The organism is Catenulispora pinistramenti (genome assembly GCF_018274385.1).
GTDB lineage: Bacteria > Actinomycetota > Actinomycetes > Streptomycetales > Catenulisporaceae > Catenulispora > Catenulispora pinistramenti.
In genome coordinates this window covers 1-23889 of sequence record NZ_JAAFYZ010000172.1, presented here as the reverse complement: position 1 = coordinate 23889, position 23889 = coordinate 1, and the positions used below count along the sequence as shown (strand labels likewise).

General features: G+C 70.7%; 17 protein-coding genes. 6 read left to right on the top strand and 11 right to left on the bottom strand.

Annotation, left to right across the window (positions count from 1 at the left end; genetic code table 11):
• Positions 1-920 precede the first annotated feature (920 nt).
• The 3 genes from KGQ19_RS35275 (at position 921) to KGQ19_RS35265 (ending at position 7531) form a co-directional block, all read left to right on the top strand.
• The gene (locus KGQ19_RS35275) at positions 921-5558 is read left to right on the top strand and encodes a DUF6531 domain-containing protein (RefSeq protein WP_212017430.1); all 4638 of its coding nucleotides are present in this window, start codon (positions 921-923) and stop codon (positions 5556-5558) included.
• A 33-nt stretch (positions 5559-5591) separates the two neighbouring features.
• On the top strand, positions 5592-6206 hold the full coding sequence (locus tag KGQ19_RS35270) for a hypothetical protein (RefSeq protein ID WP_212017428.1): 615 nt from the start codon (positions 5592-5594) through the stop codon (positions 6204-6206).
• Between the two features lie 350 nt (positions 6207-6556).
• Positions 6557-7531, top strand: a complete 975-nt coding sequence (locus KGQ19_RS35265; RefSeq protein WP_212017432.1) for a phosphatidylinositol-specific phospholipase C domain-containing protein — start codon at positions 6557-6559, stop codon at positions 7529-7531.
• A gap of 236 nt (positions 7532-7767) precedes the next feature.
• Here the strand turns inward: KGQ19_RS35265 and KGQ19_RS35260 are convergent, their stop codons facing one another.
• The 9 genes from KGQ19_RS35260 to KGQ19_RS53080 all read right to left on the bottom strand — a co-directional run bounded on the left by KGQ19_RS35260 (position 7768) and on the right by KGQ19_RS53080 (position 15878).
• The gene (locus KGQ19_RS35260; protein WP_212017426.1) at positions 7768-8682 is read right to left on the bottom strand and encodes an ABC transporter substrate-binding protein; all 915 of its coding nucleotides are present in this window, start codon (positions 8680-8682) and stop codon (positions 7768-7770) included.
• Positions 8679-9794, bottom strand: coding sequence for an LLM class flavin-dependent oxidoreductase (locus KGQ19_RS35255; RefSeq protein WP_212017424.1), 1116 nt, complete (start codon positions 9792-9794; stop codon positions 8679-8681). The genes KGQ19_RS35260 and KGQ19_RS35255 overlap by 4 nt, the downstream gene beginning before the upstream one ends.
• The gene (locus tag KGQ19_RS35250) at positions 9784-10425 is read right to left on the bottom strand and encodes an LLM class flavin-dependent oxidoreductase (RefSeq protein WP_212017422.1); all 642 of its coding nucleotides are present in this window, start codon (positions 10423-10425) and stop codon (positions 9784-9786) included. The genes KGQ19_RS35255 and KGQ19_RS35250 overlap by 11 nt, the downstream gene beginning before the upstream one ends.
• Positions 10422-11639 (bottom strand): M20 metallopeptidase family protein, encoded by a 1218-nt coding sequence (locus KGQ19_RS35245; RefSeq protein ID WP_212017420.1) that lies wholly within the window; start codon positions 11637-11639, stop codon positions 10422-10424. The genes KGQ19_RS35250 and KGQ19_RS35245 overlap by 4 nt, the downstream gene beginning before the upstream one ends.
• Complete coding sequence (locus KGQ19_RS35240; RefSeq protein WP_212017419.1) at positions 11636-12358, bottom strand: ABC transporter ATP-binding protein; 723 nt, start codon at positions 12356-12358, stop codon at positions 11636-11638. Before KGQ19_RS35240 ends, KGQ19_RS35245 begins: the two co-directional genes overlap by 4 nt.
• A complete protein-coding gene (locus KGQ19_RS35235) occupies positions 12355-13392 on the bottom strand; it encodes an ABC transporter permease (RefSeq protein ID WP_212017417.1) in 1038 nt (345 codons plus the stop codon). Before KGQ19_RS35235 ends, KGQ19_RS35240 begins: the two co-directional genes overlap by 4 nt.
• Positions 13392-14429, bottom strand: coding sequence for an ABC transporter substrate-binding protein (locus KGQ19_RS35230; RefSeq protein ID WP_212017415.1), 1038 nt, complete (start codon positions 14427-14429; stop codon positions 13392-13394). The genes KGQ19_RS35235 and KGQ19_RS35230 overlap by 1 nt, the downstream gene beginning before the upstream one ends.
• 100 nt (positions 14430-14529) lie before the next feature.
• Entirely contained in the window at positions 14530-15549 is a 1020-nt protein-coding gene (locus KGQ19_RS35225) for an ABC transporter substrate-binding protein (RefSeq protein WP_212017412.1), read from the bottom strand.
• 179 nt (positions 15550-15728) lie between these two features.
• Complete coding sequence (locus KGQ19_RS53080; protein ID WP_368862208.1) at positions 15729-15878, bottom strand: putative leader peptide; 150 nt, start codon at positions 15876-15878, stop codon at positions 15729-15731.
• A 202-nt stretch (positions 15879-16080) separates the two neighbouring features.
• On the opposite strand from KGQ19_RS53080, the gene KGQ19_RS35220 reads away from it, so the two are divergent.
• Positions 16081-16881: an IclR family transcriptional regulator gene (locus KGQ19_RS35220; RefSeq protein ID WP_212017411.1), complete on the top strand. Its 801-nt coding sequence runs from the start codon at positions 16081-16083 to the stop codon at positions 16879-16881.
• Positions 16882-17873: 992 nt separating this feature from the next.
• Here KGQ19_RS35220 and KGQ19_RS35215 read toward each other — a convergent pair.
• Positions 17874-20291 carry an ABC transporter permease gene (locus KGQ19_RS35215; RefSeq protein WP_212017408.1) on the bottom strand — a complete coding sequence of 806 codons (2418 nt, stop codon included), beginning with the start codon at positions 20289-20291 and terminating at the stop codon, positions 17874-17876.
• A gap of 82 nt (positions 20292-20373) precedes the next feature.
• Positions 20374-21135: an ABC transporter ATP-binding protein gene (locus KGQ19_RS35210; protein ID WP_212017406.1), complete on the bottom strand. Its 762-nt coding sequence runs from the start codon at positions 21133-21135 to the stop codon at positions 20374-20376.
• 143 nt (positions 21136-21278) lie between these two features.
• Between KGQ19_RS35210 and KGQ19_RS35205 the strand changes: the two genes are divergently transcribed.
• Both KGQ19_RS35205 and KGQ19_RS35200 read left to right on the top strand, forming a co-directional pair.
• Positions 21279-22493 (top strand): sensor histidine kinase, encoded by a 1215-nt coding sequence (locus KGQ19_RS35205; RefSeq protein ID WP_212017404.1) that lies wholly within the window; start codon positions 21279-21281, stop codon positions 22491-22493.
• Complete coding sequence (locus tag KGQ19_RS35200) at positions 22490-23173, top strand: response regulator (RefSeq protein ID WP_212017402.1); 684 nt, start codon at positions 22490-22492, stop codon at positions 23171-23173. Before KGQ19_RS35205 ends, KGQ19_RS35200 begins: the two co-directional genes overlap by 4 nt.
• Positions 23174-23889 lie beyond the last annotated feature (716 nt).

Genomic DNA, 23889 nt, shown 5'->3' with positions numbered 1-23889 from the left:
AGTTCGCGCCGTACGAAACCGCCGCCTACCTGCATGTCCGCCGCGCGCGGACTTTACCCCCGGACACCGGTGCTGTACCCCCCGGGCTGACGACGCGACCGTGGGGAACGGACCGCACCACCTCACAGGCCGCCGCCGCTGAGACTGACCCGGCCACCCTAGGGAACCGCGCTAGTTTCCCTGAGGTTGCCGAGGCCCGCCGGAGGCCCGGCTCTTCACCATCGCCTTTGACTTCGATCTTGCTCTTGATCTTGCCTGTGCTCTTGATCTTGCCCGGACTTGCTGGAGTTGAAGAGGCCTGAGGTGCGGCGGGGTTGTGAACGCGAAAACCGGCAGCCGACAAACACACCCACCACCCCGAACCCCGAACCGGCACAACTATGACCGAAGGCCGTAAAAAGCTTTGAAACCTACACCCCAACCGCAACCCGGCCCACAAACCCTAGCCCCCAGCAAACTCCACCGCCAACGGATCCCGCCCGCCGACCGACACGTCGCGAACCACATCGCGAAAACTCCCGGGCAAATGTTGCCCGGTACAGCACTAGTAACGGTCCTGGCTCAGCGACGGCCGTCCCGGCCGACATCTGCCCCTCACCGACCCCCTCACCGACCCCCACACTGCCCCCTCACCGACCCCCACACGCTCTGAACCTCGCCGACAGGGTGACGAGCGTGTATATGTATTTCTGTACGCTGATTTGGCACTGTGGCTCGATGATGCGGGGGGCCGCAAGCAGATCCACGGGTCGCTCAAAGCTCGAGCATGCCGATCGCCTCGGCATCGGCTCTCCGACCGGCCGGCACTGAACTGCCGGCCCGTTCAGCGAGGGCCGACTGCGGTAGCGGCGCCGGGGCGGCTCAGCGACCGAGGAAAAGCGACCAAGAAAATCAGTATTCTCACACGGGGGAGGACACTCATGGCGCGTCCGACAGGCTGGGACATCCTGGGTCTGGATGGAGATCCGACGCCGGGTGTGGTGGAGTCGGTGCAGGCTTTGGCCAAGCAGTTCGGGGATTTCGCGCACGATGTGGAGTCGGCGTACCGGAGCCTGAACTCCTTCGGCTCCGACACCGCGGCGATGCAGTGGGTGGGTCAGACTGCTGATGCGTTCAAGGCCAACTATGGCCCGTTGCCGGGGCGGTTGCAGAAGCTTTACACGTCTTACAGCGAGGCCTCTGACGCGTTGTCGGCGTATGCGCCGGCGTTGCAGGCCGCGCAGAGCAAGGCCGATGCCGCGCTGCGGCAAGCCCAGGACGCCGACGCCGACCTCCAACGCGCGACCACCAGCGCCGGCACCGCCGCGGCCGATCTGAAGACGGCGCAGCAGAACCATGCCGCGAACCCCGATCCGAAGGCCGTCACCGACGCCCAGAGCGCCCACGACACCGCGCAGACCAACCTGAACAACGCCAAGGCGCGCATGGCCGCCTTGACCACCCAGGCGAACCAGGCTCACGACGACCGCATCGCCGCCGCCAAGACCTGTGCCAGTGCCATCGGCAAGGCCCAGTCCGACGGCATCCACAACAAGCACTGGTGGGAACACCTGGGCCAGGCCCTGGCCGACATCGGCGGCGAGATCGCCGACATCGCCAACGAGATCGCCCCGATCCTCGACGTCATCGCCCTGGCCACGTCCTGGATCCCCGGCGTCGACGTCATCACCGCCGCCCTGGCCGAGGCCGACAACATCATCGCGATCGCCGGGACGGTGCTGGAGGTGGCCGGCGATGCCATGCAGGGCCACTGGGGCGACGCCCTGATGGGTGCCGGCATGCTCGGCCTGCAGTTCATCGGCGGGAAGGCGATCGAGAAGGTCGGCGGCAAGCTGATGGACAAGTACGGCGGCAAGCTGATCGAGAAGCTCGGAGCGCGCGGCAACAAGTTCGCCTGTGAGGGCGGCGACCCGGTGGACGTGGTCTCCGGCAACATGATCACCGCCGAGGCCGACGTCGAGCTTCAGGCTGTGCTCCCGCTCGTCCTGCGCCGGGCCTACTCCTCGGGCAATCCCTACGGCCGGCTGTTCGGTCCCGGATGGTCCTGCACCCTCGATATCCGCCTGTCGGTCAACGCCGCGGGTATCCACTTCGTCGGCGACGACGCGCAAGCGCTCAACTATCCGGTCCCCGAACCCGGTGCGAGCGTCATGCCCGTCGAAGGCGCGCGGTGGCCGCTGGAGTGGGACCGGGAGGCCGACGAGATCCGCATCACCGACCCGGTCTCGGCCTTCGTCTGGCGGTTCGCGGCGGTCCACCACCGAGACGACACCGGGCAGATACGAGATCTGACATCCGTCACGGACCGCAACGACAACCGCATCAGCTTCCTGAGACACGACGACGGCACCCCGTTCGGCGTCGAACACAGCGGCGGCTATCGCCTTCAGATCGACACCGTCGCCGCGCTCACCGGTCCCCGAGTGAGCGGCATCCGGCTGCTCAGCGCGCAGGAGGAGGTCCGGATCCGGACCTTCGGCTACGACGAGCGCGGCCGGCTGACCGCGATCGTCGACGACAGCGGCGAGCCGTACACCTACGGGTACGACGACGACGACCGCATCACGGTCTGGACCGACCGCCTCGGCTACAGCTACCGCTACGAGTACGACCAGACCGGCCGGGTCGTCCGCGGCGTCGGCGACGGCGGCGTCCTGACCGCGACGTTCTCCTACGACGACGAGAACCAGGCCAACACCCTCGTGGACTCCCTGGGCCGGGCCGTCGTCTACCGCTACAACGAACACGGCGCTCTGGCCTCGATCACCGACCCGCTCGGCAACGTCCTCAGCACCGAATACGACCGCTACGGCCGACTGATATCCGGTACCGACGCCCTGGGCCACTCGACCCATCGCGAATACGACGAGTTCGGCAACACCGCGTGCATCCGACGCGCCGACGGCACAGAGATCATCGGGGAGTTCGCCGGCCCCGCACAGCCGACCGAGATCCGGCTGCCGGACGGCTCCACATGGCGGTACACCTACGACGCCCGCGGCCGGCTCGCCACGATCACGGACCCGATCCAGGCCGTCACCGAATACCGGTACAGCGACAACGGCGGCATCCTGGAAGTCGTGGACCCCGACGGCGCCGTGCGCCGGACCACCACCGACGCCGCCGGGCTGCCGATCGCCGTCCGGGACGGCGACGGTCCCAGGACCGTCATGGAACGCGACGCCTTCGGCCGCGTCGTCCGGATGATCCTGCCCGACGGGGCGACCACGACGACGCAGTGGTCGACCGACGGCATGTCGTTGTGGGACCTCTCCCCGGACGGATCGCGGACGACACGCTCCTACGACGCGCAGGGGCAGCTCGTCGAGCACGTCGACCCGCTCGGCGCGACCACCCGTTTCGAGTATGGGCCGTTCGGCAAGGTCACCGCCCGGACCGACCCGTCCGGCGCACGCTATGAGTTCGCCTACGACACCGAGCTCAACCTCGTCTCGGTCACCAACCCGGCCGGCGCCGTCTGGTCCTACAGCTACGACGCGGCCGGGCGCATGGTCGCCGAACGTGACTTCACCGGACGGCCGCAGCAGTACACGTACGACGCGATCGGTCAGCTGGCCGCGCGCACGAACGGCGTGGGCCAAGTGACGCGCTTCGTCCGCGGCGTGACCGGAGACATCCTGGAGCGCCACACCGCCGACGGGACGTTCACCTACGAGTACGACCCGGCGGGCCGGCTGCTCGGCGCGGCCGGCCCGACGTCCTCGATGTCCTACCAGCACGACCGGGCCGGCCGGATCCTCTCCGAGACCGTGAACGGCCGGACTGTCAGCTTCGAGTACGACGCCGCCGGACGCCGGGTACGCCGGGTCACCCCATCCGGCGCCGTCTCCGAATGGGGATTCGACACCGACCGGGGCACGGCCCGGCTGACCACCCGGGCGGGCATGCTCGAATTCTTCTACGACGAGCTCGGGCGCGAGGTCGAGCGGACGTTCCGCGGTGGCGGGCTGGCGCAGCACTACGACGTGGAAGGCCGGCTCAGCGGGCAGCAGTTGTGGCGGGGCGAGGCGACATCGGCCGCGGCGCGGGCCTCGGCCGCGCTGGATCCGGGCGCCGCGTCGGGCACTGCGTCGGGCACCGCGCAGCTGCTTCTGGAGCGCACCTACAGCTATCGCGCCGATGACGTCTTGGACCGGGTCAGCGACTCCCGGCGCGGCACCCGCGAATACCGGTTGGACGCCCTGGGCCGCGTGGTCGCGGTCGAGGCCGCCACGTGGGGCGAGTCCTATGCCTACGACGCCTTCGGCAACGTCGCGCACGCGGCGGTGGGCACCTCGGCGGGAACCGCCGCGGGCGGTGGCAACGCCGAGAGCGCCGACCGCGACTTCGAAGGCCCACTGATCCGCCGTGCCGGACACACCCACTACGACTTCGACGCGCAGGGACGGATGATCCGGGCCTTGCGGCGAACGCTGTCCGGCGGGCGCAAGGAGTGGACCTACGAGTGGGACGCCGACGACAGCCTGGTGCGTGTCACTGTGCCGGACGGTACGGCATGGCAGTACTCGTACGACCCGTTCGGCCGCCGGATCGGCAAGGAGCGCGTCGGTGCCGGTGGCGTCACCGACCGGGTCGAGTTCTCCTGGGACGGCGGGACGCTCATCGAGCAGTCCGTCTCCACCGATGCCGGCGGTCAGGCTCTGACGTGGGACTACGACGCCGGCTCGGCCGAGTCGTGGCGCCCGGTCGCGCAGCGTCGGCGGAGTTGGAGCGGGCATGCCGAGGCCCAGGCGGTCGAAGAGACGCTCCACATGATCGTCACCGACGTGGCCGGCACCCCGACCGAGCTGGTGGCACCGGACGGGTCGATCGACTGGTACCTCACCACGAGCGTGTACGGCACGCCGATCGCCGCCTCCGACCACGCGGTGGACTGCCCACTGCGCTTCCCCGGGCAGTACCTGGACAACGAGACCGGGCTCCAGTACAACGTCCACCGCTACTACGACCCGCACACCGGCGGCTATCTGAGCGCCGACCCGCTGGGTCTGGCGCCCGCGCCGAACGACCACGGGTACGTCCTGAACCCGCTGACGGACTTCGACCCGCTGGGTCTGCTGTGCCAGAACGCGCTGGACTCGATCCAGGACCGCGTCGACACCCTGCACGCCAAGCAGGTCGGAGCCACCGGCCGGCGCAGCACCGCCATCATCAGAGCGGTCGACACCCAGGGGAACGAGTTCGACGTCGTCGGCTGGAGCGGAGCCGGCCCCATGGACAAGCGCGTCCTGAACGAACTGGGCAAGAACGGGCGCAGCGAGGTCCCGGCCATCCGCATGGACGCCGACGCCGAAATCAGCGCACTGGCGACGATCCGCCAGAACGGCTGGACCCCGCTCGGCGGCGCGGCGAACCGCCCGGTTTGCCCGTGGTGCCAGGACACATTGTTCAAGCCGTTCAGTGCTAAGGTCGGGGCTGCCCAGCTGACCGGACCTTTGCGGACCCAGCGGATCAAGCTGTTCGACGGCAAGGGCGGAACCATCGCGAGGGACGTGGCCGGCGTCAAACTCGTCAGCGAGACACAGTTCACATGGTGAGGCACAGTTCACATGGTGAGGCGGTGACGTGGCATGGACGATCCCTGGGATGAAGACGTCATGCTCGGTTCGTTCGAAACGCTCAGCCCCTACCAGCGGGCAGTAGTGGCAGGCCTGGTCGCCCACCGTGTGGGAGTGCTCGCCGAGTTCCCGGACATCGACCAGTACTTCTCCTTCGCACCCGGCTACACCTTCCTCATCGAAGACGTGCTACGCACGATCGACAAGGCGGCCACCGTCGGGCAAGTGGACGCGGCCGAGGCCGGGGCCCTGAAGGAACGCTTCGAGGAACTCCTCGGCCCGGACCGCGAGGAGTACGAGGAGCCCGACAGCTGGATCGCCGCCAACTACGTCAACGTCGCCTCCATGGTCGACTACGCGTTGCGCACCTGGGCCCGGCCCGGCGAAAGCCAGACGAGCGGCTTCGTGGTCCTCAGCTCCAGCGACGCCTTCACCGCGGGACTGCACGACAACGAGCCCACCCTGGAGGTCGTCGAAGTCGCCCGCCAGCAGGCCGACATGGCGGCGGTGAAGGACCTGCCCGAGCCGATGACGGCCGCGGACTACGCCGCGCTGAAAGCGGAGTCAGCGAGTCTGCGCGAGGCGATCCGGGCCCAGTTCCAGGTGATCATCGACAGCGAGGGGTGAGCGGGCGGCGCTGCCGGCGGGGAAAACCGCGGGCAGCGCCGCCGCCGTAACCGCAACGCAACCTCAACGCCGTCGCGAGCCATCAGGGCGCTGCGTCGACAGCCGCCCGGAAGTCAAAGCTCACCAGCTGACACAGGATCCGCTGCTCCGGACTCACCCCAGAGCGGAGATCGGGCGAACCCGCCGGACTACGTCCCCTGACTCACCCACACGCCCGCCATCGGCACGTTTTCCCTGTTGACGCCTCTGGTTGAAGATCGCGTCCCGTTGTTAGGCTCGGCCGCCCGCGGCGCGATCTCCTTCCCGCGCTGTCGGACACCCGCTTCCTTCCTAGCTCCAGGAGTGTGCCCATGAGTCCTACCCGTCGTGATGTCCTGAAGTGGGGAGCCGGCGCCGGCACCCTGGCCGCTACCGGTGCCGTCTCGTTCGGTCTGCCGACTGCCGCGAGCGCGGCGGTGACGCCGGGGGGCGCTTACACGAACATGTGGATGAGCCACCTGAACCCGTCCACGCCGCTGAACATGCTGACCATCCCGGGAACGCACGACTCCTGCTGTGAGTACCCCTCACACGGGACCGAGTGGTCGCACACCCAGAACTGGGGCATCCCCGAACAGTTGCAGCAGGGGATCCGGTTCCTCGACATCCGCTGCAACGGCCTCCAGGGTACGGCCAACGAGCTGGGCATCTACCACTCGAGCTACTACCAGTACATCCGCTTCCAGGATGTCCTGGACCAGTGCCAGGCGTTCCTGCGAGCGCAGCCCACGGAGTGCATCGTCATGCGCGTCCGGAACGAGAACGCCGGCGGCCAGGCGCTCAACGACACCGAGTTCGCGCGGCGGGTGAACTACTACCGGGCGCTTCCCGCGTACCAAAACCTGCTCAAGCCGTTGAAGTTCCAGTGGCCGACTCTGAGCTCGGCGGCCGGCCAGATCGTCCCGATCTTCGACTTCATCGACGACAACAACATCCCGCCCACCATGGGCAGCGTCATCCCGTGGGGCGGCGGGACGAGTCCTTGGGTCCAGAGCATCGAGGACCACTACTACGTCGACATGGATCCGAAGGGCAGGTACATCGTCCAGCAGTTCGACCGCGCGGCCGCGGACGTGAAGCAGGGCACGCTGTACATCAACTTCCTGAGCATGGCCGGCGCGCCGCTGTCGCAGTTCCCGAAGGTCTACGAGCAGAAGCTCATGGACAACTACATCTACCCGTACCTGAACACGCACCGAAAGGGGCCGCGCTTCGGCATCGTGCCGATGGACTTCCCCGACTTCCACGTCAACGTCGTGCAGATGCTGATCGACCGCAACCTGTGACCTCTCTTTTTTTGACCTCTCCGTGAGCGCTCACGGGAGGGCTCCCGGGGTCCGGACCACCGGTTCGGCCCCCGGGGGCGCCGCTCAGTCGGCGGTTCGCGCTGCCGGAGGAACCGTTCTGCTGCGGGCTGGAGCTGTTCGTGGCCGGGCCGAGCCCAGGCCAGCCGAGCCGAGCCCGGGTGCGCCGGGCCGAGCCGGCTGACCGGCCCGGCTGACCGGTCAGCAGGCCGGGGCGATCACCGCGGCAGCGCCCGCGTGATGGCGTTGACCTCCTCCGACACCGCGTCCGCGACACTCACCCGCTGCTGAATCAGACCGTTGGCGTAGAACAGATCCGCGGCGTGCTGCTGCTCGCCGACGAAGTCGGAGTCGACGGGGAGCAGGCCCCAGGGCCGGGTGCGCAGCGCGTGCTCCCACTCGGCCGCCGGCCGGCTGTCGTCGGCGGCGAAGAACTCCGCGGCCCGGGCCGGGTTCGCGGCCGTCCAGGCGTCGGCCTCGTGCAGCGCCTCGATGATCGCGGCCAGCTCGGGCCGCCGGCCGGCGGCGAAGGCGCGGCTGGTGAACCACAGCGAGCGGTGGCTGAACAGCCCCTCGGTCGGGATCAGTTCCCTGATTCGAGCCTGCTGCTCCACCTTCGTCAGATCCGGATAGGAGCCCACCCAGGCGTCGACCTCGCGGGCCAGGAAGCGCTCGGCGGCGTCGCCGTAGCTGTCGACCGGGACGATGTCGGACCAAGTGAGCCCGGCCTTGTCCAAGGCGAGAAGCAGCAAAGTGGTCTGCCAGGAGCCGTGGCCCAGGGCGACGCGCTTGCCCCGCAGTCCTGCGGGGTCCTGGACGTCGGAGTCGGCGGGCACGACCAGGCGGCCGTTCTCCACCCGCGGACCGGAGACCGCGGCGTAGACGATGTCGTGGCCCTTGGCCTGCGCGGTGACCGGCGGGGTGGAGCCGGTGCCGATGAAGTCGTAGCCGCCGTCGAAGAGGTGGTCGCCGTGCGCCGAGGGCAGCGCGCTGGTCGGGTCGACGCGCGGCCCGCGGTCCAGGCCGCGCAGATCGACCCATTCCACATCGGGCAGGCGCTTGTCCAGGATGCCGAGGTGGCGCAGGACGAACAACGAGTTGTTCTGCGGGAAGTAGCCGACACGGACGCTCATCGCGGGTTTCCTTTCAACAGGGGCAGGACGTGGCGGCCGACGCGGCGCGCCTCTTCCAGGTGCGGCACTCCGGCGAGGATGAACGCGTCCACGCCCAGCGCCACCAGTTCCTCAAGCCGGTCGGCGACCTGCCGGTAGTCGCCGACCAGGCCGAAGGCCGGTCCGGGGCGCAGCCGGTGAAAACCGCCCCAGAGGTTCGGCGCCACCTGCAGCGCACGGAACGAGCCGTCGGCACCGGCGGTGAAGTCCTGGCTGCGGCGCCAGCCCACCGAGTCGCCGCCCTCGCGCTCGGCCTCGGCCGGCAGCCCGGCCCAGCCGCGCCGGATGACGTCCCAGGCCTCCTGCTCGGTCGGCCGGGCCAGGATGTCGATCCGCACGGCGAACTTCGGCGGCCGGGGACTGCGCGCGCGGACCGCCGCGAACTTCTCGGCCAGCGCCTCGAACGGCTCCAGCCAGGACAGGTAGTAGTCGGCGTGCCGCCCGGCGGCCTGGATCGCCGCCGGGGAGGAGCCGGAGAAGAAGATCTCCGGGAACGGCTGCCCGGCCAGGGCCGCGGGCAGGCCGCCGTCGGCGACCCGGTAGAAGCGGCCCTCGTGCTGGAATGTGCCCTCGCCGGTCCATACCCCCTTGAGGACGTCGAGGAATTCCGAGGTGCGGGCGTAGCGGTCGTCGTGCCCGGTCGTGTCGCCCCACCACAGCTGCTGCGGCCCGCCGCCGCCGGAGATGATGTTGTAGACCAGCCGGCCCCCGGTCGCCTTCTGCAGCGTCGCGGACATCCGCGCGGCCTGCACCGGGTGCAGGAAGCCGGGCTGGAAGGCGACCATGAAGCGGTAGCCGCGGGTCTCGGCGGCCAGGCTCGCGGCAGTGGCCCACGGATCGTCGGTGTGCGCGAACGAGGGCAGCAGACCGCCGACGAACCCTGATTCCTCCGAGGCGCGGACGACCTCGGCCATGTAGTCGGCGTGCGTGAAGCCGTCGGCCGCGCCGCGGTTGCGGCCGGGAGCCAGGCCGCCGGACAGGTGATCGGCGAATCCGCCCCGCGTGCTGCCCGGTTCGTACAGCGACTTCTGGTCGCCCTCCATGGCGATGCGCCAGTAGATGTCAACCGGCATGAGACGGCGCCCTTTCCTGGGACAGGACCGGCAGGACGTACTCACCGATCCGGTAGATCTCGCCGGGGTCATGGCCCACGGTGAGGAAGAACTCTGCGAAACCGGCGTCCCGGCGCTCGTCGATCGCGGCGGCGACCGCGTCCGGTTCCAGACCGGCGACGTCCAGGTGCGCGGTGCCGCTCGCGCCGGCGAGGACCACGGCCGGGAAAGCGTGCTCGGACAGCACCTCGGGCAGGCCGTCGGGGCGGCGCCAGAAGTCGCCGGCGGTCTGGGCGAACGCCGCGGACTCGGCGTCGCCGTCGAGATACCAGCCGAATCGGCCGCCGGAGAAGCGCTGGAGCGAGGCCGACACCTTCGCGGCGTACTGCGGCGTGGCGATCCACGGCTGGACGCCGGCGAAGACGGTGACGTGGCGGGTCGCCCTCAGCAGCGCCGCAGCGGTGACCAGCGGCTCCGGGCCCTGGCGATCGTAGGGCACGACCACGCTCGCCAGCCCCGCCAGGTCCGCGGCCTTGGCCAGAGCCAGGAACGGGTCGGACGCCGAGGGGCGCAGATCGGTGAGCCGATCGGGGAGCACCGCCGGCGGTGGCGCGGCGGCCGCCGACGGCAGGACGATGTGGACGCGACTCATATCAGGGGTCTTCCTTCGGTGGTCTTCGGCGGGGTTCGCAGGGCGAGCTCGGTCAGCAGAGCGGCGCCGTCGGCGATGACGGAGTCATCGAACACGGCCCGCGGCGAGTGGTTGGGCGCGGCGTCGCGGGGGTCCAGGCCCGGCGGGCACGTGCCGAGGGACACCATGACGCCGGGCACTTCGGCCAGCACCCGCCCGATGTCGTCGGACACCAGCGCGGGCCGCTCGGCCGCGGCGTAGCGCTCGGCGCCGAACAGGTCGGCGCACACGTCGGCGACGAAGCCGGCGGCGGCCGGGTCGTTGACCGTCACCGGGTAGCCCTGGCTGTGCGTGATCTCGGCCTGGACGCCGTGCGCGGCGGCCACGCCGTGCACGACGCGCTCGATCTCGGCGACCAGCCGCCGGTGGGCGGTGTCGCTGAAGGCCCGCAGCGTCGCGGCCAGCTGCGCGGTCTCGGGGATGATGTTCGGCGCGGTGCCCGCCCGCACCTGGCCGACCGAGACCAGCACCGGCTCCAGCGCGTCGAAGCGGCGGGTGACCATGGTCTGCAGCGCGCCGATGGTCGCGCCCAGGGCCGGGATCGGGTCGCGGGCGGCGTGCGGCCAGGCGCCGTGGCCGCCGCTGCCGCGCAGGACGACCTCGACGGTGCCGGAGGCGGCCAGGGCGGGGCCGGACCGGGCGCCGAACCGGCCCAGCGGGGCCGAGGACGCCGCGTGCAGCGCGTAGGCGGCGGCCGGCCGGTCGCCGGCGGCGTCGAGCAGGCCCTCCCGAAGCATCAGCCGGGCGCCGTCGTGCCCCTCCTCGCCGGGCTGGAACATCAGGATCACGTCGCCGGGCAACCGGTGGCGGCGGGCGGCCAGCAGCCGGGCGGCACCGATGAGCATCGCCGCGTGCAGGTCGTGGCCGCAGGCGTGGGCCGCGCCGGGAGTCCGGGAGGCGTAGTCCAGGCCGGTGTCCTCGGTCAGCGGCAGCGCGTCGAGGTCGGCGCGCAGGAGTACCGGTGCGACGGCATCCGGCCGGCGCGTGCGCACCACCGCGGTCACCGATGTCAGGGCTCTGCCAAGCGTGACTTCCAGGTCCAGCCCGTCCAGCGCGGACAGGACCCGCTCCCGGGTGCGCGGCACCAGCAGTCCGACCTCGGGATCGGCGTGCAGTTCACGGCGCAGGCGCACCAGGTCGGGCTGGATCTCGCGGGCGTCTTCCAGGACTGTCATGCCGCACTGTCCCGGCCGGCGGGGGCTACGCCGAGCTCGGCGAGCAGCCGGCGGCGCAGGACCGGGAACCCCGGGTCGGCGTCGTCGCGCGGCCGGGCCAGCGCGACCGGCTCGTCCAGTACCAGCCGGCCGCCCCCGCCCAGGACCACGACGCGGTCGGCGAGCCGGATCGCCTCGTCCACGTCGTGCGTCACCAGCAGCACCGCCGGCCGGTGCCGGGCGACCAGGTCGGCCACCAGGTCCTGCATCCGCAGGCGGGTCAGCGCGTCCAGCGCCGCGAACGGCTCGTCGAGCAGCAGCAGCCCCGGCTCGCGCACCAGCGCCCGGGCCAGCGCCACCCGCTGGGCCTCGCCGCCGGACAGCGTCGCGGGCCAGGCGCGCGCGTGCCCGGCCAGGCCGACCTCGGCCAGCGCCGCCAGGGCCGTGGCCCGGGTGGCCGCGCCGCGCGGCAGCCCGAGCGCGACGTTGCCCAGCACCCGCAGTGACGGGACCAGCCGCGGCTCCTGGAAGACCACGGTCCGGGCCCGGGGCACCAGCACCTCGCCGGCGTCCGGCCGGTCCAGGCCGGCCAGCAGCCGCAGCAGCGTGGTCTTGCCCGAGCCGCTGGCCCCGAGCAGCGCCACGAACTCCCCGCGCCGGATCTGCAGATCCACGCCGCCGAGCACGCTGCGGCCGCCGAACTCGCGCCGGATTCCGCCGGCCCGCACCGCGACGCTCATCGGGCTCCTCCCGCGGCGGCGCGCCACGGCATGAGCACCCGTTCCAGGGCCCTGATGGCGATGTCGGCGCTCAGGCCCAGCAGCCCGTAGATCAGGATGCAGACGGTGAGGATGTCGGTGCGGGAGAAGTTCTGCGCCTGGGCCATCAGGTAGCCCAGCCCCGCGGTGGAGTTGATCTCCTCGGCGGCGATCAGCGCGATGACGCTGAGCGTGGTGGACAGCCGCAGACCGGACAGGATCGCCGGCAGCGCCCCGGGCAGCACGATCCGGCGCACGGTGGCCCACCGGCCCAGCCCGAACGTCCGGGCCGCCTCCAGCAGCTTGGGATCGGCGGTGCGGACCGCGCCGGAGGTGGACACGTACATCGGGAAGGTGGTGGCCACCGCGATCAGGATGACGCGCGCCGCCTCGCCGATGCCGAACCAGACCATGAACAGCGGCACCAGGGACAGGAACGGCAGGGCCCTGAGTGTCTGCACGGCGGAGTCGAGCAGGTCGTCCCCGACCCGGGAGAAGCCCGCCGTGACCCCGAGCAGCAGCCCGGCCGTGACCCCGATCAGCAGCCCCGTCCCGGCGCGGGCCAGGGACACTGTGAGCGCCGCGGACAACTGCCCGCTGCGCCACAGATCCACGGCCTGGCCGAACACCTCCGGGGGCGAGGCGAGCAGATCCTTGGTGAGCACGCCGGTCGCCGAGGCGGTCCACCATCCGGCCAGGATGGCGATCGGACCCAGCGCGCGCAGCGCGAAGGCGAGCCCGCGGGGCCGGCGCCGCGTGCGGCGCACCCGCGGGGTGAGGAGCTCCAGCGGTTCCAGGGCGGCGGGCGCGGCGCCGGGCGCGGGTGCCGGGTCCGCGGGCTCGGTCTGGTCTGCCGACTCCGCCGGTCCGGCCGGGTTTGCCGACTCGATCGGTTCGGTCGGTTCGGCGCGCTCTGTCGACCCGGCGGCTCCGGTCCGGTCCGCCGCCCCGACCGGTTCGGCCGCTCGGATCGGGTCCGCCGACTCGCGGGCCGCCGCCGTCTCCAGCGCCGTCATCACGACCCCGCCGGCGTCGTCACGTCGATCACGTTCGGCGCGAGGTCGACGACCCCAGGGGTGACCTTCTGGTCGGCGAAGAACTGCGCGACCTCCTTGAAGTTCGCCAGATCCGCGGCGGTGATCGGCGAGGTCGGGCTGCCGGCCTGGTAGTCCTGGACCGTCAGGTCCTTCTCCTTGCCGGACACAGCGTCCGGGCCGGAGGTGCGGAACACGTTGATGTAGGCCTCAGGGTTCTGCACCTGCTCGGCCTCGGCCTGGTGCAGGTAGTCGTAGAAGGCCTTCACCACGGCGGGGTGCTTGCTCGCGAACTCGTTGCGCACGGCCCACACCGCGTAGTTCTGCGAACCGATGTCGCCGGCGGTGACCAGGAAGTGCTCGCCGGCGTTGGCCCGCTCGGAGATCGAGAAGGTGGCCCAGGTGGACCAGGCGTCGACCTGCCCGGAGTGCAGGACCGCGGCGCTCTGGTTCGGCTGCAGATACACCCGCTGCACCGAGCCGACCGGGACGTGGTTCTGGGTCAGCGCCTTGAGCAGCAGGTACTCGCTGGAACCGCCGTGCCAGACCACGACCTTCTTGCCGGCCAGGTCCGCGACGCTGTTGATGCCCGAGCCGTCCTTCACCAGGATGCCCTCGCCGGTCTTGTCCGGAGCGACGGCGGCGAACAGCTTGAAGCCGGGCTTCTGCGCGAGGGCGGCGACGGCTGAGGTGATGGAGCCCTCGGCGACGTCCAACTGGTCGCCGTCCAACTCCTGGGCGGCCGGGGCGAACGCGCCGGCGGTGCCGGTCCACTCGACCTTCGCACCGGCCTTGGCCAGCGCGGCGGCCAGGCTGCCGTCCTTCTTGCCCAGCGCGAGCGCGCCGGAGTTGCCCGGGTCGGGGACGCGGATCGTGACGCTGCCGGAGCCGGCGAGCGCGGCCGCGCCGTTCTTCGGGTCCTGCGACGCGGTGGACTTCGACGACGAGCAGGCCGCGGCGGCCGCGACGACGGCGGCGGCGGCCAGGACGGCGGAGATCCGGCGGAGGGGAGCACTCATCAGGGTTCCTTAGCGAGCTGTCGGACGTTCGAGTTGTCGGACGTTCGGGCTGTCGGGGGAGCGGGCTGTCAGGGGAGCGGGACGGACCGCGGGTCAGCGATCAGCGTGCGGTCGCCAGCGAGCGGGCGGCGGCCAGCGGTTCGGGGGCGGCCCAGGCCGCGACGTCGACCGGACCGGCCAGGAAGCCCTGGCCGCGCAGGAAGCGCTCCTGTCGGGCCAGCAGCTCCAGCCGGTGCGCGGACAGATCCAGGCGCAGATCGGCCGATCCGGCGCCGCGGTAGGCGCCGGCCACGCCGGCCGGCCCGGCGCCGGTCTCGGCGGCCAGGATCCGGGCCAGTTCGCCGGGCCGGGCCGCGGCCCAGTCGGCGGCCTCGACCAGCACCCGCAGGAAGCGCACGACCAGGTCGGGATGCCGGTCCAGCAGGTCCTGATGCACGGTGACCGGGCGCGGCGTGCCGTTGTTGACCCGTACCGAGGGGTCCTGGAAGGCGTCCAGATCGACGCCGATGACCGCGTCGTGCGCCGCCGCGGCTTCCACCGCCAGCGCCCCCTTCACGTAGACGGCGTCGACCCGTCCGTCGCGCAGCGCCTCCAGCTCGGTCTTCCACTGCCCGGCCGACGGCGCCACGACGACCTCGACCGGCACCACGTCACCCAGTCCGAGCCCGGCGGCGGCCAGCGCGCCGTGCAAGCCGGCCAGCGCCATCGCCCGCCAGAAGTCGATCGCGATGTCCCGCCGCGGGATCGCCACCCGCGACCCGGCCAGGTCCCCGGGCCCGGATATCCGCTCCCGGTCCTCGGCCCGGACCAGGATCGCCTGCCGCTCCTCGATCCAGGTCAGGCCGACCAGCCGAGTCGGCTCCCCGGACGCGCGCGCCCACAGCGCCGGGACGTTCCCGCCTTCCCGGAACAGCCCGGTCAGCGCGTGCGTGAAGTGGCGGTCGCGCGGCACGTCGGGACCGGCGTCCTGCAGCGAACGGACCACCAGCCCGTCCGCGGCGAACTCGGCGGCCAGCCAGCCGCGATCGGCGGCGATGCCGGTCGCGGTCGGGACCGGACAACGCGTGAACCACAGGGTGTCCAGGACCGGGCGATCCTGAGGAGCGGCGGATGCGGGCATGGCAGAGTCCTCACACGGTGACGGAGCATGGGAAGCGCGGGAAGCAAGAGCCCGGGGCACGGAGCAGGCGGGACAGGCACCGGTCAGCAGAACCGGAACACGGGGTCCGTACGGACAGTCGACGGCACGGACAGCAGCCCGCCGGACAGATCAGGCCGGATAGATCAGAGCCGGACAGATCAGAGCGGACAGATCAGAGCCGGACAGATGGCGCTGCAGACGCGTGCCAGATCGACGTGGCGGCGCGCGGTCAGGACGAGGCGGACCGGCGAACGGGTGGGCCGCGGCCGCGGGCAGCCGGCTCCCTGAGCGGTGTCGTACGCGCTCATCGCGATCCTCCCTTCTCGTTCCTTCTCGGTACTTCTCGGTCCTCGTCCCGGTGTCGCGCCGACCCGGCGCTTCCCTTCCACTATCCGGGAGGAGGCGGGCGATGACAATCACCTCGCGAAAAACGTCCAAACTGCGGGATTACTTCGGTGGCAGAGACGTTGAGGGCACCCAGATATCCCACAGTATGGAATACTCCAGCGCATGGATCGAGATTCCGCGCCGACGGCACCCCGCGAGGGGGCGCAGTCGGTGCACCGGACGCTAGCCCTCTTACAGTGCTTCGCCGACAGCCCCCAGGACCTGACCGGATCGGACCTGGCCCGGCGTACCGGCCTGGCCCTGTCCACGGCGCACCGCCTGCTCAAAGTCCTGACGAACGCCGGGATCCTGGAACAGGACCCGGCCACCGCCCGCTACCGCCTGGGCCCTTCCCTGGCCGAACTCGGCCGCCTGGCCTACCACCGCCGAGGCCTGCACCGCGCCGAGCCCGAACTGGCCGAACTCGCCGCCCACACCGGAGCCACCGCCGACCTGGCAACCCGCGTCGGCGGCCACGCCGTGATCCTGGCCGGCGGCTCCCTGGACCGCGACGGCGCCCGCGGCCTGCGCCGTCCCCTGCACTCCACCGCCCTCGGCAAAGTCCTCCTGGCCTGGGGCGACAACGCGGACCTGACCGCCCTGCCCCTGGAACAACTGACCCGCCGCACCATCACCGACCCCCAGCACCTGCGCGAAGAGCTGGAACGAGTCCGCACCGCGGGCTTCGCCCTCAACGAAGGCGAATCCACAACAGGCGTCCGCACCATCGCCGTCCCGGTCCTGGACCACACAGACCAAGCCCGCTTCGCCGTAGCCCTGCGCTCATCACCCGAAGCGATGGCCAGCGCCCGCCTCGCCTGGTTCGTCGAGCAGGCGGCGGCCTGCGCGACCGCCCTAGAAGTGCTCCTACTCCCACCCGGACAACGGCGCACCGGCCCGCGCCCGCCAATCGCACTGCCCTGACAGCGGCGGCGCTTACGCGGTGATCGGTGATCGGTGACCGACGCGTCCAGGTGGTCGGACTTCTTGCCGGTGATGGTTGCGCGCTCGCGGTAGCGAGCGGCGGCCATCGGGTTGATCGCGTACACCTGGCGGCCGGTCGCGCGCAGGTCCCAGGAACGACCACACCGCTAGGTGGCCCACACGCCCAACCCCACCGGTACCAAAGCCACTAACAGCAGCAGCCTGTGATCCGCTGCCGACAAGAACCCGCTCGGCTCACTCTGGAGGGGCCCGTTCCCAAGTTCCTCGAACATCGCACCACCGCCCTTGATCATCGGGGGGACCCGCCGGAGCGGGCTTCACCGACCGGATCGGTCGAGTCGGTCGATGAAGTCCGTCAGGAGGTTGCAGAACTCGATGGGTTGTTCCAGTGGTGCGAGGGGGCCCGCGTGCGGGATGACGGTGACCGGGCCCGCGTTCAGGGCGCGGGCGCGGTGCTTGGCGAACCGCACCGGGAGTGCGCCATGAAGCGCCCCGAGTTCCTTCCACGGCTACAGCTTTGACACCAGGTCAGGATCCCGCTTGACCTGCTGTCAAACGGAGGAGTGTGGCGCGATTCCGGTGCGGTTCACCGTGGCCTTGGATCGCTGCAGTCGGGCGCGTGGCGGTGAGTCGCATGTACAGCAGAGGAAGCTTGGCCAGGATCGCCTTCTCGGGCAGGTAGGCGTTCTTCGGCCGATCTGGATCGGTGTTGTGAGCGCTGCTGTGTCCGTGCCGGCAGCGATAGCCGGGGGAGCCGTGTGCCCAGTGCCCTTCGAACGCCCGGTTGCAAATCAGGCAGCGCAGCAGGTCGGCGAACGTGTAGAACGCCGGAATGCCGACCTCCCGGGGGTGTCAACCGGGGGAGGTCGGCATTGGCGTTCTTGCCGCGCCGTGCAGTGCCCAGCACCGCTTTTGCCGCGGCGACCAGCGGCTCTGCTCGGTCCTACTCGGCTCTACTCGGTCCTGCTCGGTTACTCGGTCCGCAGCGCGGTGGCGGTCCGGGTCCGTGCCGCCCAGCTGGCCGGCAGGAGTGCCCCGAGTAGGGCGATCACGATCCCGCCGGCCAGCAGGGGGATGAGCAGGCCGGCGGTGTAGACGTGGGACACGCTTGGCGGCAGGTGCCGGCCGATCGCGTTCCCCATCGGGGTCAGCGTTGCCTTCTCCACCGCGACTCCCAGCGGCACGCCGATCAGTCCGGCGATCAGGCCGGTGAGTGTCACCGAGGTCAGGACCATCGCGATGGTTTGCTTGGGTGTCATCCCGAGGGCCTTGAAGATCCCCAGATCGTGAACCCGCTCTCGGGTGTCCTGCATGACCATGCTCAGTACTCCGAGTGCGGCGACCGCCATCAACATCAGCGTGAGCGTGGCCACCAGGGTGCCCATGATGATCACTATGATGTTCTTGCCCCCGTCGGAGTTCGGCTGGACCGAGGCGTTCAGCGGGGTCAGTGCGGCGGCGGCTGAGGTGGACCAGTCCGGTCCGTTGACGTTCGCGGCCAGTTCGACGTTGTACTGGTCGATGTGCGGGGTCAGGCCGGCGGCGGTGAAGGTGGCCGCGTCCGTCATGACCGTGTAGTCGCCCGCGTTGGTGTCGAAGTTGATGCCGACGACTTTCAGCGGCAGTTGCTTGTTCTGCTGTACCACGGTGATGTTGTCACCGACGTGGATTCCCGCCGCCGAGGCCAGCTTGTCGCCGACCACGGCCTCGCCGGGTGCGGCGTACCAGCGGCCGGACAGCAGTTCCATGTTCGTCCAGGAGAAGTCGCCGCTGATCGTGTACACGACCGGCGGTTCGCCGCCGATCGGCGCGTCGACCATGCTCGCGCCGCTGTCGCCCCAGCCGAACGCGGCCTTCGTGCCCGGGGTCTTGGCGAGCGCGGCGGCCACCTTGGCGGCATCCAGGTGCGGGTCACGCGGGTCACGCGGGTCGTTGGGGCCGTAGCGACCCCAGGGCACGCCCACGTCGGCGGTGGGTTCCACGATCTTCGACGCGATGTTGAAGCCTGAGGTGCTGGTGTCCAGGTACTTGTTGAACCCGGACTCCAGCCCCACCGCGAACGTGACGCTCACCACGCCGAACAGCACCGCCGCACCGACCAGTACGGCGCGGACCGGCCGGGCGAACGGCTGGGCCAGACCCAGCGACATGGCCCGGGGCAGCGGTAGCCGCGAGGCCAGACGCTGCGCCCTCTGACCGCCCCCGGCTTTGGGGGCGCGGCCGACTACCAGGGCCCGCACCGTCGGCATCCGGCCGGCTTGCAGTGCCGGGATCAAAGCCGTGACGCCGACGATCAGCAGGGCGCCCAGCGGCACCACGGCGCTGACCCACAGCGGAATCGTGGCACTGGCCGCGCCGAGCTGTTTGGTGGCCGCGCCCAGGATCGGCACAGCCAGGAGGTTGCCGAAAACCGTGCCGAGCACCAGGCCGAGTGTCGCCGGGATCATGGCCTGCGCGGTGTAGGCGCGGGCCACCTGCGAAGGGGTGAAGCCCAACGACTTCAGAATCCCGATGCGCCGGATTCCCGAGGCCACAGCCCCGCCGACCACGATCGAGATGATCAGCACCGACATGAACAGCCCGAGGATCCCGAAGGCGATCAGGAACGGCACGAAGGCCTTGGCGTTGCCGGTCACCTGCTGCTCCGCGGTCAGGTACGACTGTCCGGCCTCGACCGAGCCGGCCGGCGCGGCGGCGGCCACCGCCTGCTTGTCGGTGGCGATGTCGGCGTCGGTCCCGGCCTTGGCGAACCGGTAGAGCATCTGCTCGTCGGCCTCGGCACCGGCGGCGGTGAGCCGCGCGAAACCGTCGGCGGTGGCGAAGGCGGTCGCGCTGTTGGTCACCGAGCCGGCGAAGCCGACGACCTTGAACGACGGCTTGCTCGGCAGGGAGGAGAACACCACCGAAGAGCCGAAGCAGGCGTCGGCATAGCTATTCGCCGGGAGGGCGATCTCGCCCGGACCGGTCGGCCAGCGTCCCTGGGTCAGCACCAGCTGGTCCATCCCGGAGGTGCTACCCAGGTCGGGCCGGGTGGTGACGGTGATCGCATGGTTGTCGGTACCGGCGGAAGCCTTGTCGGGGCAGTCCATGCCGACGGCCGTGTCCAGGGCGGCGGCGATCGGGTACGGCCCGGCCGCCTCAGTGACGCCGGCGGCGTGAGCGGTGGCGGTGGCCTGCGCCGCCGTGACCTTCGAACCGTCGAACTGGACCGCCAGGTGCGCCCCGTTCCGAGTACTGAAAGCGTGCTCGAACGGGGCCTGCACGGCGGTCAGCAGACCGAGGGAGAGTACTGAGGACGTCACCGCGCCGAACGTTGTCAGGGCCACGACGATGGACTGGACGCGGCGCCGGCTCACGCCGGAGCGTACGACCTTGCCCAGGGCGCTCATCGGCTCACCGCCAGCAGCAGGCGGGCCACGGCCCGGAAACCGACCTCGAAAAGACGCCGGGGCATCGGCGGCTTGCGCAGTGTCATCCGACCGCTCCCGCTGGACGGGTCAGCGGTGTGCGGGCGGCCAGGCCGGCGCTGCTGCCGCTGCTGTTGCTGCCGATGTTGACGATGTCCCGCGCGACCGCGCCGTCCACCAGCTCGATCGTGCGGCGCGCGGTGCTCGCGGCCAGCTGCACGTCGTGGGTGACCAGCAGGATGGTCTGACCCTCGGCGTTCAGGTCCAGCAGCAGCCGGCGCACGTCCTCGGCCGAGTGCGAGTCCAGCGCGCCGGTCGGCTCGTCGGCCAGCAGCAGCGCCGGCCGGTTCATCAGCGCCCGGGCCACCGCGACCCGCTGCCGCTGCCCGCCGGACAGCCGCTGCGGGTAGGCCTTGGCGTGCCGGTCGATGCCCAGCGAGCCGAGCAGCTCGGTGGCCCGGCGCTTCGCTTCGCCCTTGCCCATCCCGGCCAGCTGCGCCGGAACCATGACGTTGTCCAGCACGGTCAGATCGTCGAGCAGGTTGAAGAACTGGAAGATCATGCCGATCGAGGCCCGGCGGTATTTCGCCGAACCGGCCTCACCGAGCTGGTCGACGCGGGTGCCGTTGACCGTCACGGTGCCACTGGAAGGCTTGTCCAGACCGGCGATCAGGTTCAGCAGCGTGGACTTGCCGCTGCCGGAGTGGCCGAGGATCGCCACGCACTCACCGGCCGCCACGGACAAGGTCACCCCGGCCAGCGCGGGCGGGCCGTCATCATATTTCCTTGTCGTGTCTTGGAGATCGATCATCGGTGCATTGGTCATGGCCATGAACCTAGGAACAGACCGTCATCCCTCGCGTCGGCCGGCGGATGTCACCTCTCCCGCAGGCCATCGGCCCGGGGACGTATCCGGCGTACATCCCCGGGGCGACGCGCAGAGCTGACGTCGCCGAATACGATCTCCGTATGGAAGAGCTTCTCCAGCGTCTCTCGACATCGGAGCGCATGAGCTGGCTGAAGGTCCAGGCCGTGGTGCTGGCCACCGCCTGCTTCTACGCGCTGATGCTCTGCTTCACGATGCCGGTCCCCGAGGCCAGGCACTTCGACGGCATGTTCCGGTTTTCCGGCCTCGGGCCCTTCCAGATGACGGGTCTCTACCTCGTGCTCGCCCTTCCGGTTCTGCTGGTGCGCCGTCTGCCGGCGGCGGTCTACGCGGCGATCCTGGGCGAATCAGTCCTCAGCGACATCGTCGGCGCGCGGCCCTTGATCGTGTTCGTCCTGCTCATCGCCTTGAGCGGGTACCTCGCCACCCGGCGACCGAAGGCTGCCGCCGTCGGCTCCGTCGCGGCGGTCGCGGCCGTGTTCGTCAACTTCACCCACGTCGGCCCCGAAGGCTCTGTCGGCGATGCGATCGGGTGGGCCGGGCAGTACGCGTCGTGGATCGCGGTCGCGTGGGTTATCGGGGGGGTGTATCGCAAACGCCGTGAATACCTCGAAGCCCTGCACGAGCAGACCGCGGCCCGCGTCGTCATGGCCGAGCGGCTGCGGATCGCCCGCGAACTGCACGACAGCGTCGCGCACAGCATCGGCATCATCACCGTGCTGTCGGGAGCGGCGGCGCGGGTCGTTCAGACCAAGCCCGAGCAGGCGCGGCAGGCGCTGGGCGGCATCGAGACCACCAGCCGGGAGACGCTGCTCGAGCTGCAGCGTATGCTCGGTGCGCTCCGCCGCGCCGAGCCGGACGACACCACGCCGCAGGCCGCTCCGCTGGCGCCGGCCAGCACCCTGGCCGACGTCCCGCAGCTCGCCGAACGCACGGCCGGCGCCGGGGTGCGGGTCCACGTGACCTGGCGGGGCGAGCGGCGTCCACTGCCACCGGAGATCGAGCTGTCGGCGTTCCGGATCATCCAGGAGTCGGTGACGAACGTGGTGCGGCATTCCGGGGCGCGGACGTGCCGGGTCGCGGTCGGCTACGAGCCGGAAGGAGTGAGGATCGAGGTGGTGGACGACGGGGACGACGGTCTCGGCGGGCCGGGCCGCCCGAGGTTCGCGGCGGGGGCCGGCGGGAGCGGCTTCGGCCTGCTCGGCATGCGCGAGCGGGTGACATTGCTGTCCGGCCAGTTCAGCGCCGGCCAGCGTCCGGAGGGCGGCTTCCGGGTGACGGCGAGCCTGCCGGCATGAGCGTACGGGTACTACTGGTCGACGACCAGCCGCTGATGCTGGTCGGACTGGCGATCCTGATCGGCGACACCGACGACCTGGAGGTGGTCGGCCAGGCCGGCGACGGCCGCGAGGCGGTGCGCCTGGTGGGCGAGCTGCGGCCGGACGTCGTGGTGATGGATATCCGGATGCCGGGCATGGACGGGATCGAGGCGACCCGACAGGCGATGGCCGAGCCGGACCCGCCCAAGGTACTGGTGCTGACGACCTTCGACCACGACGAGTACGTCTACGGCGCACTGCGCGCCGGGGCCAGCGGATTCCTGCTCAAGAGCATGGCCCTGGACGCGATCCTGGACGCGATCCGCGTGGTGGCGGCCGGCGACGCGCTGATCGCGCCGAGCGTGACCCGACGGCTGATCGCGGACTTCGCCGGAACACCCGGCCCCGCGGCCCCCGAACCGGACGCCGAGCCCGCCGCAGGCGCGAGTCTCATAGCGGGGATCACCGACCGGGAGCGCGAGGTGTTGGCACTGGTCGGACAGGGACTGTCGAACTCCGAGATCGCCGAGCGGTTGGTGATCAGCGCGGCGACGGCGAAGACGCATGTCGCGCGCCTGTTCGCCAAGCTCGAGGCTCGGGACCGCGTCCACCTGGCGATCATCGCCTTCGAGACCGGACTCGCGCCGCGTAGACGGTAGGGCGGGAGGAGGGGAAGAACGATCGCCGACCACGAGTCCGCCGCGTTCGGCAGATGCGCCAGCTGCGCCAGATGCGCCAGCTCACCCAGCTGCACGGGTATGTGCCGGAGGTTACCTCGGGCCGAAGGCCGAGAGTTGGTGCCGTGTCGGGCAACGTTTGCCTGGGAGTTCGCGACGTGCTGGTCGGCGGGTGGGATCCGTTGGCGGGTGGAGTTTGTTGGGGCTGGGGTTTGTGAGCCGGGTTGCGGTTGGGGTGTGGGTTGTAAAGCTTTTTACGGCCTTCGGTCATAGTTGTGCCGGTTCGGGGTTCGGGTCGGCGGGTGTGTTTGTCGGCTGCCGGTTCGCGCGTTCACAACCCCGCCGCACCTCAGGCCTCTTCAACTCCAGCAAGTCCGGGCAAGATCAAGAGCACAGGCAAGATCAAGAGCAAGATCGAAGTCAAAGGCGATGGTGAAGGGCCGGGCCTCCGGCGGGCCTCGGCAACCTCAGGGAAACTAGCGCGGTTCCCTAGGGTGGCCGGGTGAGTCTCAGCGGCTGCGGCCGGTGAGGTGGTGCGGTCCGTTCCCCACGGTCGCGTCGTCAGCCCGATGGGTACAGCACCGGTGTCCGGGGGTAAAGTCCGCGCGCGGCGGACATGCAGGTAGGCGGCGGTTTCGTATGGCGCGAACTTGACCCCCGGCCACCGGCACTGTAGGCGAAGCCCTGCCGACGCGACC